We start from the raw sequence: 13,357 nt of genomic DNA on the forward strand, positions 1-13,357 counted from the left end.
CGGTCAGAGCACCTCGGGCTCGGCACCCGGCCGGTCACCGACGAGCTCGCGGCCCTCGGTCTGCCAGGACTTCATGCCGCCGGCGACGTTGACCGCGTCCCAGCCGTTGGCGTTGAGCCACATGGTGGCCCGCGCCGATCTGCCGCCGGTGCGGCAGACGACGTAGAGCGGCTGGTCGTCGGGCAGTTCGGCCAGCTCGTCCAGCCGCGCGGGCAGCTCGCCCAACGGGATGTGCTTGGCGACAGGGGCGTGCCCGGCAGCCCACTCGTCGTCCTCGCGCACGTCGAGCAGCACCGGGTCGCCCGGCAGGTCGCGCACGGACGCGGTGGGTACTTCTTCCGCAGGGTTCACCACGTCATCATGGTCGCACGTGGACTAGTCAGCTACTTGTGAAGGTCAATGGGGCGTGGCCTTCTCCGCTCCGGCGCCGGTCAGCGAGCGGACCTCCATCTCCGCGTACTTGGCCTTGTTGTGTTCCTTGGACAGGACCGTGCCCAGCCAGCCGAGGAAGAACGACACCGGGATCGACACCAGACCCGGGTTCTCCAGCGGGAACCAGTGGAAGTCGACCCCCTTGATCATCGGTTTCGGCCCGCCGGACACCGCCGGGGAGAACACGATCAGCACCACGGTGACGATCAGCCCGCCGTAGATCGACCACAGCGCGCCGTTGGTGTTGAACCGTTTCCAGAACAGCGAGTACAGGATCGTCGGCAGGTTCGCCGACGCCGCCACCGCGAACGCCAGGGCGACCAGGAACGCGACGTTCTGGTCCTTGGCCAGGATGCCGCCGACGATGGCGACCGCACCGATCACCAGCGCCGTGATGCGGGCGACCCGCACCTCGGCCTGCTTGGAGTCGACCTGGCCCTTCTTGATCACGTTGGCGTACACGTCGTGGGCGAACGACGCCGACGCGGTGATCGTCAGCCCGGCGACGACGGCCAGGATCGTGGCGAACGCGACCGCGGCGATGAATCCCAGCACCACCGGTCCGCCCAGCTCCAGTGCCAGCAGTGGTGCCGCCGCGTTCGTCGTCCCGGGTGCGCTGTTGATCCGTTCCGGGCCCACCAGCGCGCCGGCGCCATAGCCGAGCACCAGCGTGAACAGGTAGAACAGGCCGATCAGCACGATGGCCCAGACCACCGAGCGGCGGGCGTCCTTGGCGGTGGGCACGGTGTAGAACCGCATCAGCACGTGCGGCAGGCCGGCGGTGCCCAGCACCAGCGCGATGCCCAGCGAGAGGAAATCAAGCTTGCTGGTGTCGGTCTTGCCGTACTGCGCGCCCGGCGACAGGACAGCCTCGCCCTTGCTGCCCGGCTGGTCGACCGCGGCCTGCAGCAGCGCCGACAGGTTGAATCCGTACTTGCCCAGCACCCAGACTGTCATCACGGCCGCGCCGGCGATCAGCAGCACGGCCTTGATGATCTGCACCCAGGTGGTGCCCTTCATGCCGCCGATCAGCACGTACAGGATCATCACGACGCCGACGGCGGCGATCACCGCGGCCTGACCGGCCTCGCTCTCCACGCCGAGCAGCAGGTTGACCAGCCCACCGGCACCCGCCATCTGCGCGAGCAGGTAGAAGAACGACACGGCCAGCGTCGAGATCGCGGCCGCCGCGCGAACGGGCCGCTGGCGCATGCGGAACGCCAGCACGTCGCCCATGGTGAACTTGCCGGTGTTGCGCAGCAGCTCGGCGACCAGCAGCAAGGCGACCAGCCACGCCACCAGGAACCCGATCGAGTACAGGAACCCGTCGTAGCCGTTGATCGCGATGGCCCCGGCGATACCGAGGAACGAAGCCGCCGACAGGTAGTCACCGGAGATCGCGATGCCGTTCTGCGGACCGGAGAACGCCCGTCCCGCGGCGTAGTAGTCCGACGCGGTCTTCGTGTTCCGGCTGGCCCGGAAAACGATCACCAGCGTCACCACCACGAACGCGGCGAAGATCGAAATGTTGAGAATCGGGTTGGAACCCGCGACGCCGCTCTGGGCCAGCGTGCTCATTTCGCGTCCCCCTCGATCTCCTCACGGATCTTGTCCGCGACCGGGTCGAGGTGCTTGTCGGCGTAGCGCACGTACAGCCAGGTGATCAGGAACGTGGAGACGAACTGCAGCAGGCCGAACACCAGGCCGACGTTGATGTTGCCGATCAGCTTGGTCGACATGAACCCGTGTGCGTAGTCGGCAAGCACCACGTAGAGCAGGTACCAGCCTAGGAACAGCACGGTCATCGGAAAGATGAACACCCGCAGTCTGCGCCGCAACCGGGCGAACTCCGGGCTTGCCTGGACTCGTTCCCACTCCTGCTGCTCGGCGTTCACCGGGACCTCCTCGCCTCATCGACGACGGTGTGGCACCTGTATTCATACTCCCGAGTGACCCATTTCGCAGGCCACTCTGCTCACCCGATGATCGGCCGGGCGACAGGAAAGATCATGCACCCGGACAGCCCCCATCGGGCCTCATACATTTGAGTGAAGAAAACAACTAAGAGTAGGTGACCTACTTTCGGTGCCTACCCCGTTTGGATCCCTTGACGACCTTGACCTTGTACGGCCGCGGCTCGTCGCGTTCATCGGCCTTGCCGAACCGGGCGACCTCGCGGTCCCGCATGAAACCCAGCGGGTCGGGCGCGTGCAGCCGCAGCATCACCGCGTTCAGGTCGGGTGGCACGTTGTCCGAGCTGGCCAGGCTGACCAGGATGGTCGTCAGGAACGCGGCCGGCACCGTGAACAATGCCGGCTGCCCGGTGAACCACGGCGCCCAGTCGCCGGTGTAGTTGCTGACCACGTTCGCGACCAGCGCGCCGAGGACGAGCGTGCCGCCGACGGTCATTCCCGCCAGCGCGCCGGTCCAGGTCAGCTTCCGCCACCAGATGCCGAGCATCAGCAGCGGTGAGAACGTCGACGCCGCGAGCGCGAACGACATGCCGACCGACAGCGACAGGTCCTCCTGGCGGATCCCCAGCGCGATGCCCATCGGCAGCAGCGCGACGATCGCGGCGGCGACCCGGAAGTCCCTTACCCGGCCGGGCAGCACGTCGGTCGACACCACCCCGGCGACACTGACCAGCAGGCCGGACGCGGTGGACAGGAACGCGGCGAACGCCCCAGCCGCCGTAATCGAGCCGATGATCTTGCCAGCCACCCCGGGCAGGATGGCCGACGGCAGCAGCAGGATGGCCGCGTCGGTGCTGCCGGTGACCAGCAGTTCGGGCACGTACAGCCGGGACAGCGCGCCGAGCAGCGTCGGGAACAGGTAGAACAGGCCGAGCAGCAGCAGCACGTGGACCGTGGTGCGGCGGGCGGCCTTGCCGTCGGGGTTGGTGTAGAAGCGCACCAGCACGTGCGGCAGGCCCATGGTGCCGAGAAACGTGGCGAAGATCAGCGAGTACGTGCTGAGCAGGTCGGTCAGGTCGCCGTCGCCGGGGATGAGCCAGGACTGGTTGTCGGCGGGCGCGCCGGCCACGACGGGGACCGCCGCGCCTGCCGGGAACCGCAGCGTGCTGCCCTCGCCGACCTGGTACTGCTCGTCCGGCAGCCACAGCGCGGGCAGTTCCTGGTCGTTCACCGTCACCGGTGTCAGCGTGCTGACCTGGAGGGTGACGTCGGTCTGCACGTCGACGGTGGTGGTCTCGGTGAACGTCGGCGGCGCCGGCGAGGACAGCGCGCCCGACGTCGGCGGGCCGCCGCCCACCAGGAACACGCCGCACAGCACGAACGCGGGTGCGGCGATGGCGAACAGCTTGAGCCAGTACTGGAACGCCTGCACGACGGTGATGGCCCGCATGCCGCCTGCGATCACGTTGACGGCGACCACGGCGGTGACCACGACCGCGCCGAGCCACTCCGGCGCGGCGAGGATGTTGGTCAGCGCCAGGCTCGCGCCCTGCAGCTGCGGAACCATGTACAGGATGCCGATGAACACCACGAACGCCGTGGCGAACCGGCGCAGCCGCACCGAACCGAGTCGCGCCTCCAGGAAGTCCGGCAGCGTGTAGGCGCCGGACCGGCGCAGCGGTGCGGCGACGAACAGCATCAACGCCAGATAGCCCGCGGTGAACCCGATCGGGAACCACAGCGCGTCGACCCCGTCCTTGAGGACGACACCGGCGACGCCGAGGAACGACGCGGCGGACAGGTATTCGCCGGAGATGGCGGCGGCGTTGCGCCGGGACCGGACGGTGCGCCGGGCGACGAGGAAGTCGTGGGTGCTGCTGGCGAACCGGGACGAGCGGTGACCGAGGTAGAAGGTCACCACGCCGACCAGCACGATGCTGGCCAGCGCCCAGTAGTTCAGCTGCTGCACCGGCAGATCCTACGTGCCACGGCCCGGGTTCAGTTTTCGATCATGGCGACGAAGGCCCGTTCGTGCCGCTCGGCCAGCCGGTTGTACCAGATGCCCACGCCCAGCAGCAGCGGGAACGGCAGCACGCCGAGCAACAGCCACGGCAGCGGCACGCCGAGGACGTTGACCGCGGCGAACTGCGGCGACAGGTAGAACGCGGCGGGCAGCGAACCCAGGATGACCAGCACCAGCAGGGCGAGCAGGACCGCACTGCGCAGTTGCGCCTTCACCAGGTCCTTGATCAGCAGCTCGCCCCAGCTGGTCTGCTCCTCCAGTTCGACCCGTGCCCGCAGCACGCTCGACGGTTGTTTCGGGCCGGACAGCACCACGCGCTGCCTGCGGGGACGCAGGTGCTGTTCCGGCTCGGGCCGTGGCCCCGAGCTGACCGTCTCCACCTCGGCAGGCTGGTGCGGAGACCGCCGCTGACGCAGGTTCTTCCCGAGCGTCGGGTCCGGCTCCCTGACCCCGCCGATCTTGCGGAAGTAGTCGTCCTGCGTCACGGCTAGCCGTTCCGCGACGACCCGACCAGACGGTCTTTCAGCTCACGCGTGTGCCTGCGGCTGACCGGCAGGAGCTTCTCCTCGTTGCCGATCACCACCTGGTAACCGCCCTGCCCCATCCGCAGCTCGGTGATCAGCTGCAACGCGACGAGGTAGGACCGGTGGATGCGGACGAACCCGGCCTTCTCCCAGCGTTCCTCCAGTTGTGCCAGCGGAATGCGGACGAGGTGGCTGCCCTCGTTGGTGAACAGCCGGGCGTAGTCGCCCTGCGCCTCGACCCACCGCACGCTGGCCCGGGGGATCAGCTTGGTGTTGCCTGCCAGCTCGACGGCGATGACCTCGTCGTCGGCCTTGGGCTGCGCCGCCCCGCCGGATGCGGCGGCGGGGGCGGCGGTCGCCTGCAGCTGGGTGAGCACCCGCTTGATCGCCTTGTCGAGCCGTTCCTGCTTGCACGGCTTCAGGACGTAGTCGACCGCGCCGAGGTCGAAGGCGTCGACCGCCTCCTCCGGGTGCCCGGTGACGAACACCAGCACCGGAGCGGGCTTCAGGCTCGCGAAGACCCGTGACATCTCCATGCCGGACAGCCCCGGCATCTGCAGGTCGGCGAACACGGCGTCGACCGGGGGCAGGCCACGGTCCCTGCGCTCCTTGACCTGTGCGTCCTCCGACCCGAGGAACCGCAGTGCCTCGGTGGCGTCGTTCGCGGCCAGGATGCGTTCGATGTGCGGGTTTCCCCGCAGGCAGTGGACGAGCTCACTGAGTCCGTGCGGCTCGTCGTCCACGGCCAGCACCAGGAGCCGATCGGTGTCTTGTTGCGCACTCACAGTGACTCGCATCCTGCCTGCTCAGGTTTGCAAAGTCCAGACACACACCGGAAAGCGGGACCATCAGCCGGCGCGGGTCCAGGCAGCGACGTAGTCGACCACCATGGGCCGCCCGGGCACGGTCGCCGGGGTCGGGGTGTTGCCGCCGGCGACGCCGTTGGGGAAGGCCCCGCCCATCGCCACGTTCAGGATGATGAAGTACCCGGCGTGGCTGGTCATGTTGTTCCAGGTGCCCGCGTCCAGTTGGTTCTGGCTGACCTGGTGGTACTGCTGCCCATCGACGTACCAGCGCAGCTGGTTGGGGCTGACGCTGCGGTCCCACTCGAACCGGAACGTGTGGAACGCCGTCTGGCAGGAGGCGCCGGGGCACTGCCTGCTGGCGCCGATGCCGTTGTTCTCGTTGCACGGCCCGCCCGGCGCGACACCGCAGTGCAGCACGCCCCACACGGAGTTGATGCCGTTGACGTTCTCCATGATGTCGAACTCGCCGATGCCGGGCCAGTTCCACCAGTTGCCGCGGAACGGTGAGCCGAGCATCCAGAACGCGGGCCAGTAGCCGAGTGCCTGCTGCCCGGTCACGTTGGGCATCTGCAGCCGCGACTCGACCCGCAGCACACCGCGGTCGGGGGCCTTGAAGTCCTGCTTGTTGGTCTCGATGCGGGCCGACGTCCAGTTGCCCGCGCCGTCGCGCAGCGGCGTGATGCGGAGGTTGCCCGAGCCGTCGAGGCTGACGTTGGCCGGGTTGTTCGTGTGCGCGGCGATCTCGCCGGTGCCCCAGTTCGGCGGGCCTCCCGGATAGCTGTGGCCGAGGCTGAACCGCCAGTTGCCGGTGTTGGGCAGGCTGTTCGCGGGGCCGTTGAAGTCGTCGGCCCAGACCTGGGTCCAGCCGGCGGGTGGTGGGGGCACGGACGCACCGGCCTGGAGGGTAGGCAGCAGTGCGGCGCCGAGTACGGCGGCCGAGGTGAGCGCGATGGACAGGCGACGGGTGGGGACGGACATGCGGGCGACCTCCTTGTCGACCCTGGCGGGTTTGTTGTCGTGAACAACAAAGGCCCGTCCATGGAAACCCGACAAACCGTCCCCTGTCTGCCGCCGTTCAGGTCAACTACAAACCGAATCGCGACCAAGCTGCTCGGTGATTCACCGCGTCCAGCATCGCGGCGGCCGGCGAGCCGATGCCCAGCCGCGCCAGCAGCGGCTTCTTCGGCTCGGCCACGGCCACCTCGGCGTCCGGGTACCGCTGCGCGATGACCTCCCGCAGGTTGCCCACGCCGTCCACCAGGCCCAGCTCGACGGCCTTCGCGCCCAGCCAGACGTCGCCGGTGAACAGGTCCTCGCCGTCGGTCAGCCGGTCACCGCGACGCTCGCGTACCCACTCGACGAACAGCTCGTGTAGCTGGCTGTGCATCTTCTTCAGCCACTCGACGTCCTCGGGCTTCTCCGGGCTGAACGGGTCCAGCCGCGACTTGTTCGCCCCCGCGGTGTGCAGGCGGCGCTCGATGCCGAACCGCTCCAGCAGGCCGGTGAACCCGAACCCGCCGCTGATCACCCCGATCGAGCCGACCAGCGACGTGCGGTGGGCGAAGATCTCGTCGGCCGCGCAGGCCAGCCAGTACCCGCCGGACGCGGCGACGTCCTCGGCGAACGCCAGCACCGGCACCTGCTTCTTGTCGGCCAGCTGCCGGATGCGCTCGGCGACCAGGCCGGACTGCGTCGGCGCCCCGCCCGGCGAGTTGATCAGCAACGCGACGGCCTTCAGCCGCTCGTGACCGAACGCCCTGGTCAGCGCCGACTCGACGGCGGCGAGGTTGATCGTGCCACGCGACAGCGGCGAACCCTGCGGCGTGATCACGCCGTGCAGCTTGACCACGGCGACGACGTCCTTGTTGCGATCCCCGCGGTCACCGATTCCGGGAATCCTGGCAGCCAGTTTGTCCGTGACACTCATGCCGCCACCCTAGCGACGCTGGGCCGCGCTCGCGGCGGGCTCACGTTCCTCCGGCTCGCTGGTGACCGGGTACTCCGGGCCCGACGCGCGGATACCCCTGGCGAACTTCGGCACCCGCAGGGTCACCTTCATCCCCGCGCCGACCTGCGTCTCCACGATCAACGCGTACTCGGCGCCGAACAGCTGGTTCATCCGCTCGGCGATGTTGCCGAGACCGACGTGCGCACCCGTGCGGTGGACGTCGCGGACCTCACTCAGCTTCGCCGGATCCATCCCGATCCCGTCGTCCTCGACGCTGATCAGGGCCTCGTTGCCGTAGTCCTCCGCGATCACCGTCACCGTGCCGCCGTTGGGCTTGTTCCACAGGCCGTGCTTGACCGCGTTCTCCACCAGCGGCTGGATGATCAGGAACGGCACCACGACCGACAGCACCTCGGGCGCGATCTTCAGCCGGACGTTGAGCTTGCCCTGGAACCGCGCGCTCTCGATGGTCAGGTAGCGGTCGACGTTGCGTAGTTCCTCGGCCAGCGTGGTGAACATGCCGGAGTTGCGGAAGATGTAGCGGGTGAAGTCGGCGAACTCCTGCAGCAGCTCCCGCGCCTCCTCCGGGTCGGTGCGGATGAGCGAGCTGATGGTGTTCAGCGCGTTGTAGACGAAGTGCGGGGAGATCTGCGCCCGCAACGCCGTCATCTCCGCCTTGTGCAGCTGGATCTTGGAGTCCTCCAGGCGGGCCAGCTCGAACTGGGTGGTGACGAAGCGGCCGACCGCCTCGGCCATCTGCACCAGCTTCTTGCGGGTGCGGCCGACGACGACCAGCACCGCCTTGGTCTCGCCCTCCACCAGCAGCGGCACGATCACCGCCGTGCGCATCTGGCAGTTGCCGCGGTGATGGCACGGCAGCCGCTCGTGCCCGACGACCTCACGCTGCTGCTTGCGGATCGACACCGCGATGGCCTCGGCGAGGTCGACGTAGTGGTCGTTGGCGTCGCCGTCCCAGGACAGCAGCGTGCCGTGCTCGTCGGTGACGCCGACCGCCACGCACTTCAGCATCTCCAGCAGCTGGGTGGTGATCCGGTCGGCCGATCCCTCGTCCAGGCCCTTGCGCAGGTCGGGAGCCGCCTTCGACATGCGGTGCACGGCTTCGAGAACCGCGTCGTCGATGTGGTTTCCCGGCCGGCGCGAACGCACGATAACGATCAGCAGGACGATCACCGCGAGGGCGGCGACACCCCACGGAATGATTTGTTCCAAGGGCCAGCCGGACACAGCGTCAATGCTCTGCCTGAGACCAGCCGGGTGCAAGACGGTGCCCCTCTCTTCCTTCGAATGCCGACCATTCTCGCACTGAGTGAGGACAGCCCCACCGAGGACGCGGCGGCCCACCGGATGGAACTCTCGCGCCAAGATCGAAATAGTTGCTGATATGAGGAAACACGTCTATCGCGTCGTCGCGGGAATGCTCGTCGCCGCCACCCTGGTGACGGCCCTGGCGACGCCAGCCGCCGCCACCGACCGGCCGACCCGGGTGCGTGCCGCACTGGACCGGCTGCTGCGGGAGGGCTTTCCGGGCGCGGTCGCCTACATCCGCGACGGGGAGCGGGTGGACCGGATGGCGGCGGGCGTCGCCGACCTGGCCACCGGCGAACCGGCCACTCCGGAGCACCGCTTCCGGACCGCCAGCAACACCAAGGCGTTCACCGCGACGGTCCTGCTGCAGCTGGAGGGCGAGGGTGCGTTGTCGCTGGACGACACCGTGGAACGCTGGCTGCCCGGCGTGGTCAGGGGCAACGGCCACGCCGGCAGCCGCATCACGCTGCGTCAGCTGCTGAATCACACCAGCGGGGTATACGACCCGGCGACCACGCACGAGTTCTTCCGGCCGTACCTCCAGGAAAAGCGCTGGTGGCACGTGATCCGGCCGCGCGAGGTGGTGCGCAGGGCCATGCTGCACGAGCCGTACTTCCCACCCGGAACGCCGGGCAAGGTCAAGTACTCCAACACGAACTACCTGCTCGCCGGCCTGGTCATCGAGAAGGTGACCGGACGTCCGGCCCACGTCGAGATCGACCGGCGCATCCTGCGGCCGCTGGAGCTGACCGAGACTGACTTCCCCATCATCGACCCGACACTGCACGGCAGGCACCTGCGTGGCTACGACCTGGCCGATCCGCCCAACGACCACACGGTGTTCAGCCCGTCCTACGACTGGACGGCGGGCGCCATCGTGTCCACAGTGGACGATCTGGCGACGTTTCACCGCGCACTGCTCGGCGGGAAGCTGCTGAAGCCCGCCCAGCAGGCGAAGCTGACCGAGGTCGCCGGGAACTACGGCCTTGGCGTGGAACGCGCGCCGCTGCCCTGCGGTACGGCATGGGGCAACAACGGTTCCGGCCCCGGCTACTACTCGTTCTCGCTGACCAGTCAGGACGGCCAGCGGCAGATCGTGCTGGCGCTGAACCGGTTCGATCTGAGCAGGGACCTCGACGGGAAGCAGGCCGTCCCGGGCGACCTGCTCGCGCCGCTGGACGCACTCGGGGCCGCCCTGTGCTGAGGGCCGCTACTTCAGCAGGCGGGACATCCGCCGGTCGGCAAGCGGCTTGCCGCCGGTCTGACAGGTCGGGCAGTACTGGAACGACTTGTCGGTGAAGGAGATCTCCCGGACCGTGTCACCACACACCGGGCAGGGCAGGCCGGTCCGGGCGTGCACCCGCAGGCCGGACCGCTTCTCGCCCTTCAGCCGCGCGGCGTCCTGACCGACCGAGCGGGACACCGCGTCGGTGAGCACCTCACGCATGGCCTCGGCCAGCCGGTCCAGTGCGTCGTCGCCCAGCTTGCCCGCGGTGGCGTAGGGCGACAGCCGTGCCGCGTGCATGATCTCGTCGGAGTAGGCGTTGCCGATCCCGGCGATCAGCGACTGGTCGGTCAGCGCCGTCTTCAGCCGCTCGGTGCGCCCGGCGAACAGCTCGGCCAGCCGCGTCCGGTCGACCCCGAGCGCGTCCGGGCCCAGCCTGGCGATGCTCGGCACCGTCGCCGGGTCCTCGACGATCCATACCGCCAGGCCCTTCTTGGTGCCGGCCTCGGTCAGATCGAACCCCGGGCCGTCCAGGTGCACCCGCAACGCGATCGGGCCCTTGCCCGGCCGTGGCGGCGCGGGCGCCAGCGAGTCCGACCAGCGCAGCCAGCCCGCCCGGGCCAGGTGGGTGACCAGGTGCAGGCCGTCGCAGTCCAGGTCGAGGTGCTTGCCGAACCGCGCGGCCGTGCTGACCTGCCTGCCGTGCAACTCGGTCCAGGCCGGGCTGACGGTCTTGAGCACCGTCATCGAGGCCACGTCGACCCGCGTCACCGTCCGGCCGGCGGCGTTCTGCCGCAGGTGGTGGGCGAGGGCTTCGACCTCGGGCAGTTCGGGCACGGTTCCTACTTCACCGGGGCCAGCGGGCCGTCGAAGTCGGGCAGCGAGTGCTTCTGGATGCTCTTGGCGATGCGGTTCATCTCCCCGCGCACGCTGAACAGCCCGCGGACCGTGCCCACCCAGCGCTCGGACGGCCGGTCGCCGGTCGGGTCGCCGTCGGTCTCCGCGACGACCGTCCACGGCCTGCGCAGCACCCAGCGCAGCGGGAAGAACAGGACCAGCAACAGCAGGGCCAGCAGCACCCACGACGGAACCACCACGTCGGCCGGCCGCCAGGCGATCAGGACCACCACCAGGGCGAACGTGACCACCAGCATCGCGATGCCCGGCGCGTAGCTGCCCGCGGCGTCGTGTTCGAAGTCGTCTGCCGTGGCCGGCTGCCGCCACTCCAGCGTGCTGCGGAGTACCCACTCCCGCCCGTCCGGACCCTGCACGCGCCGGTTCATTCCTCGGGCCTCCACCGCGAAAACAGTGCCGACTAGGTCGTCCATCACCGTACCGCGAGCGCAGGTCACAACGCGAGACCGGAACGTAGCCCCGTGATCACCCTCGGTGTTCGATTGTCAGCAGGGTGTTCGCACGGTGGTGGTCGGACACGACTCGGTCGGCGACTCCGGTGACGACGTCGACGTCGGGTCGGTCGTGGATTCGGTCGTCGGCATCGTCTCCGGCACCTCCGACGTCATCGGCTCCGTCTCGGACGTCGTGCCGACGCCCTCGCTCGGGTCGATGCGCGGAGTCCCCTCCTCGGGGGTCTCCCGGGGTGCGGTCGGCTGGGGCGACTCGCCGGGCACGGATGCGACGCCGGACGCCTCGCTGGGCAGCGTGACACCTCGCTCGGCGGGCAGCCTGCCGCCGTCACGCTGCCGTGGCACCACCGCGTCCAACGCCTGCCCGTACAGGTGACCGGTGGCCACCACCGGCTCGGCCGGCGCGGGCGGCTCGGGTGGCCGCGGCGGTGTCAGCGCGACCGTCAGCTCGGTGCCGCCGTTGTGGCTGGGCAGGCCGAGCGGCACGGTCGCTTCCGTGTCGAACACGATCGGACCGACCGCGGCACCGAACGCACCGGCTGCCGCCGTCGACGCCACGGCGATGCCGACCTTGACCTTCGACCCCACCACCAGGCTCTTCAGCCCGGCGAACAGGCTGCTCACCGCACTGGACAGGCCGCCCTTCGTGGCCACCTCGGCGACCGGCACCAGCACCGCGAGCACCCCGGCGTGCGCCCGCAGCGACGAGCACACCTCACGCAACTCGTCGGCCGTCGCCCGGCACGACGAGCAGCCCATCAGGTGCGCGCGGATCCGGCGGGCCTCCGCGCCGGTGACGCTGCCTGCCGTGTAGCCGCCGAGCTTCTCCACCACCGCCCGGCAACCGTCCGCCCCGCGGTGCACCGACAGGTGAGCCTGCAGGTACGCGGCCCGCAGCCCCTGACGGGCCCGGCGGGCCAGGGCGGCCGTCGCGTTCGCGCTCAACCCGAAATGCGGTGCCACCACGGCGGGCTGCTCGCCCTCGACCTCGGTCTGCCACAGCACCGTGCGCCAGCGCTCCGGCAGGCTGGTGAACGCCCTGGTGATCAGCGTGTGCTCGGCCGTCCGGGCATGCGCGTCCGAACCGGCGCCGACCCGTGTGCTCAGCTCGTCCTCGGAGACCGGCACGTCCCTGCGCGCGCCGCTCCACTCCCAGGACACCCGCCGGGCGACGGTCAGCAGGTAGGCCCGCACGCTGTCGCGTGGCCCGGATCCGCGGCGCAGCGCCTGCAGCACCCGGAAGAACGTCTCGGCCGTGATGTCCTCGGCCTCCGACCGGTCCGACGCCAGGCCGAGGGCCAGCCTGCGAACAGCCGCGGCATGGGCCTCGAACAGCTCGCCGAACGCCGCGTCCTCACCGTCGCGCAGGCGTCTCAGCAGGGCGGCCTCGCCGGAACCACCCAGCGCAGGATGCGGCGTCGTACTCTGCTCGGTCATCCCGCCAGGCACCTCCCGACCGACGCTAATCCGTTCGGTTGAATGTGCACACCATACGGAGCCCACACGTCCCCGTCACCCCCTGTGCGCCAAGAGTAACCGCTGCGCCACCGTCCGGGTGGGTGTGAAGCGTCCGAGCGGCCGGGTATAGACTGTGCTCCGCACCGGGAAACCGGAGCAAGTGCGGATGTAGCGCAGCTGGTAGCGCATCACCTTGCCAAGGTGAGGGTCGCGGGTTCGAATCCCGTCATCCGCTCGTCGCGGCGAAGTCTGTTCGAGCTTCGCTCTCACCCCGGCTCCCTCGCCATCGCCTCTGGGGGCCGAGCCCCCAGACCCCCACGGTGCTTGCTCCTTCT

At 69.4% G+C, this 13,357-nt stretch carries 13 protein-coding genes and 1 tRNA gene; 2 read left to right on the forward strand and 12 right to left on the reverse strand.

Annotation, left to right across the window (positions count from 1 at the left end; translation table 11 throughout):
• Positions 1-3: 3 nt before the first annotated feature.
• From EWH70_RS21300 to EWH70_RS21340, 9 genes are all read right to left on the reverse strand, one after another.
• Entirely contained in the window at positions 4-354 is a 351-nt protein-coding gene (locus EWH70_RS21300; RefSeq protein WP_130477213.1) for a rhodanese-like domain-containing protein, read from the reverse strand.
• Positions 355-396: 42 nt separating this feature from the next.
• On the reverse strand, positions 397-2,010 hold the full coding sequence (locus tag EWH70_RS21305; RefSeq protein ID WP_130477214.1) for a solute symporter family protein: 1,614 nt from the start codon (positions 2,008-2,010) through the stop codon (positions 397-399).
• On the reverse strand, positions 2,007-2,327 hold the full coding sequence (locus EWH70_RS21310) for a DUF485 domain-containing protein (RefSeq protein ID WP_130477215.1): 321 nt from the start codon (positions 2,325-2,327) through the stop codon (positions 2,007-2,009). The genes EWH70_RS21305 and EWH70_RS21310 overlap by 4 nt, the downstream gene beginning before the upstream one ends.
• Positions 2,328-2,508: 181 nt before the next feature.
• A complete protein-coding gene (locus tag EWH70_RS21315; protein WP_476692388.1) occupies positions 2,509-4,314 on the reverse strand; it encodes a sodium/solute symporter in 1,806 nt (601 codons plus the stop codon).
• Between the two features lie 29 nt (positions 4,315-4,343).
• The gene (locus EWH70_RS21320; protein ID WP_130477216.1) at positions 4,344-4,853 is read right to left on the reverse strand and encodes a hypothetical protein; all 510 of its coding nucleotides are present in this window, start codon (positions 4,851-4,853) and stop codon (positions 4,344-4,346) included.
• A gap of 2 nt (positions 4,854-4,855) precedes the next feature.
• The gene (locus EWH70_RS21325) at positions 4,856-5,689 is read right to left on the reverse strand and encodes a LytR/AlgR family response regulator transcription factor (protein ID WP_165436356.1); all 834 of its coding nucleotides are present in this window, start codon (positions 5,687-5,689) and stop codon (positions 4,856-4,858) included.
• A gap of 51 nt (positions 5,690-5,740) precedes the next feature.
• The gene (locus tag EWH70_RS21330; RefSeq protein WP_130477217.1) at positions 5,741-6,676 is read right to left on the reverse strand and encodes a glycoside hydrolase family 16 protein; all 936 of its coding nucleotides are present in this window, start codon (positions 6,674-6,676) and stop codon (positions 5,741-5,743) included.
• Between the two features lie 106 nt (positions 6,677-6,782).
• Positions 6,783-7,625: a S49 family peptidase gene (locus tag EWH70_RS21335; RefSeq protein ID WP_130477218.1), complete on the reverse strand. Its 843-nt coding sequence runs from the start codon at positions 7,623-7,625 to the stop codon at positions 6,783-6,785.
• Between the two features lie 9 nt (positions 7,626-7,634).
• Positions 7,635-8,900 carry a histidine kinase gene (locus tag EWH70_RS21340; RefSeq protein ID WP_130477300.1) on the reverse strand — a complete coding sequence of 422 codons (1,266 nt, stop codon included), beginning with the start codon at positions 8,898-8,900 and terminating at the stop codon, positions 7,635-7,637.
• Positions 8,901-9,048: 148 nt separating this feature from the next.
• Here EWH70_RS21340 and EWH70_RS21345 point away from each other — a divergent pair, with 148 nt between their 5' ends.
• On the forward strand, positions 9,049-10,176 hold the full coding sequence (locus EWH70_RS21345) for a serine hydrolase domain-containing protein (RefSeq protein ID WP_240687122.1): 1,128 nt from the start codon (positions 9,049-9,051) through the stop codon (positions 10,174-10,176).
• 6 nt (positions 10,177-10,182) lie between these two features.
• Here the strand turns inward: EWH70_RS21345 and EWH70_RS21350 are convergent, their stop codons facing one another.
• From EWH70_RS21350 to EWH70_RS21360, 3 genes are all read right to left on the reverse strand, one after another.
• A complete protein-coding gene (locus EWH70_RS21350) occupies positions 10,183-11,034 on the reverse strand; it encodes an Fpg/Nei family DNA glycosylase (RefSeq protein WP_130477219.1) in 852 nt (283 codons plus the stop codon).
• 5 nt (positions 11,035-11,039) lie between these two features.
• The gene (locus EWH70_RS21355) at positions 11,040-11,480 is read right to left on the reverse strand and encodes a DUF983 domain-containing protein (protein ID WP_130477220.1); all 441 of its coding nucleotides are present in this window, start codon (positions 11,478-11,480) and stop codon (positions 11,040-11,042) included.
• Between the two features lie 117 nt (positions 11,481-11,597).
• Positions 11,598-13,001: a sigma-70 family RNA polymerase sigma factor gene (locus EWH70_RS21360; RefSeq protein ID WP_130477221.1), complete on the reverse strand. Its 1,404-nt coding sequence runs from the start codon at positions 12,999-13,001 to the stop codon at positions 11,598-11,600.
• Between the two features lie 183 nt (positions 13,002-13,184).
• Between EWH70_RS21360 and EWH70_RS21365 the strand changes: the two genes are divergently transcribed.
• A tRNA-Gly gene (locus EWH70_RS21365) sits at positions 13,185-13,257 on the forward strand.
• The last annotated feature ends 100 nt before the right edge of the window (positions 13,258-13,357 follow it).

Origin of the sequence: Amycolatopsis suaedae, from assembly GCF_004214935.1 — a bacterium.
GTDB classification, from domain to species: Bacteria; Actinomycetota; Actinomycetes; order Mycobacteriales; family Pseudonocardiaceae; genus Amycolatopsis; species Amycolatopsis suaedae.